This is a genomic window from Neisseria sp. HMSC056A03, from assembly GCF_001815685.1.
Classification (GTDB): Bacteria; Pseudomonadota; Gammaproteobacteria; order Burkholderiales; family Neisseriaceae; genus Neisseria; species Neisseria subflava.
The window spans coordinates 27,187-28,645 of sequence record NZ_KV821630.1; the positions used below are offsets into that span (position 1 = coordinate 27,187).

Sequence of the window (1,459 nt, forward strand, 5' to 3'; positions counted from 1 at the left end):
CTGAGCAGGGCATTTTTTTAGGAAATTGCGTCGTGCGGTAATCGTATCGTGTCCATGTTTATGCTTGATAGAGTGGAACTTTTTCAAAGCAGATTGACATTCAGACGGCTGAGATGCCGGATTGACCAAGCACATAAGCGCCTCGCAAGCCAAACGCTCATCACCACCCATTTTCGGAGGATTAAGAGGATTGGCAGCCATAGCGGCAATTGAGGAGAAGCCCATTACCAAGGCAGTAATTGTTGAAATGAATTTCATAATTTACTCTGTTATTTAATGAAATTTGAAAGGGAAGTGGCTGAAATTTCAGACGGCCTTTGGTCTATTAGAATTTAGGCAGTGAACAAGTTTCTGGGATGAAAAGCCTGCATCCTGAAATACCAGCAGCACGGCATTTTCTTAAAGCTTTTTCTTCTGCAAGACCAGGTCTTTCTGAAGCTGTGAATAGTGTTGGTTTTTTTTCATTGCCTCGTGCAATAGCAATACAACCATTTCCTGCCCATACAATTACTTTACATGGAGCATTACTTCCTCCACGTTCACAAGTTTTGATGGCCTCTTTCTCTGCTGCAGCTCGAGAATCCATATCGAGAGCCCCTCCTGACACACCAGTTTTTAGATTAATGGCTAGTGCCAAATATTTCGAAGGAACATCGATATTGACAACACTTGGTTGGCTCTGAGTGTAACCGTTATTCGAAGACTGTGGTCTTCCTACGTTATATAGAATCTGTCGACCCGAACTATCGATAATGCGACAGGTACCTGTTGCAGGCTGGTATTCTCCTCCACAACCGTTGGCATAAATATTCAGGCTAACTAGCCCTAATAGTGATAAAAGCAATTTTTTCATTATAAGTCCAATCTTTTGTTTCTTAGATTTTTAATATTTGAATGTAAAAATACAAGATTAGGATAGATTACTTCCTTTGCTAGGTTGTTTTATGGCATCGGTAGATGTACTTCCTGTCTGCTGGATACCACCAGTTGTCCATATTGGCATTGGCAGTTGAGGATTATCTGACTTTGGATCATGGCCTCCACCAGAATTCCGAGCATTATAATTAACCTGCTGTTGTTGACTATTCATTCCCGGTGGCGTAGCAGGCTGACCCGTTCCCCAACCCTGCATTGCATTGTATCCAGAGTATGTAGCCATCATGCCGTTAAACCACATACCTGCCATAGGCGGTACGGTAATCAATAGGGTAGAGAGCATCAGACCCAAGCCCAGCTGTTGGGTAACGGTCTGCATAATACCGCCGACGTTTCCACCGATCAGTGCCGAAGCAATATTGGATACTGCATCGGTAATGGCGATATTGGCTACTAGATCCATAGAGATTTCAGCCATGACGCCAAGCATCACGCTGGAAAAGATCGTTGCCAGTCCATAGTATAGCCATTTCTGAAACAGGGGGGCTGTTTTTTTGAACAGAAGACATAAAATAAAGATGGG

Annotated in this window: 3 protein-coding genes; all 3 read right to left on the reverse strand. The window is 43.2% G+C overall.

What is annotated here, in order from left to right; genetic code table 11:
• Window positions 1–258 (reverse strand): TrbM/KikA/MpfK family conjugal transfer protein (locus HMPREF3052_RS06020; protein ID WP_070749174.1); only part of this gene is annotated, 258 nt, incomplete at its 3' end.
• Between the two features lie 67 nt (window positions 259–325).
• On the reverse strand, window positions 326–853 hold the full coding sequence (locus HMPREF3052_RS11365; protein ID WP_083318791.1) for a DUF4189 domain-containing protein: 528 nt from the start codon (window positions 851–853) through the stop codon (window positions 326–328).
• 57 nt (window positions 854–910) lie between these two features.
• Window positions 911–1,459: type IV secretion system protein (locus HMPREF3052_RS06025; protein WP_141756615.1), on the reverse strand; the 549-nt coding region annotated here is incomplete at its 5' end.

What these genes read in the sequence shown, in the direction of transcription:
- HMPREF3052_RS11365 (WP_083318791.1), bottom strand. Translation starts at nt 853, where the DNA reads ATGAAAAAATTGCTTTTATCACTATTAGGGCTAGTTAGCCTGAATATT.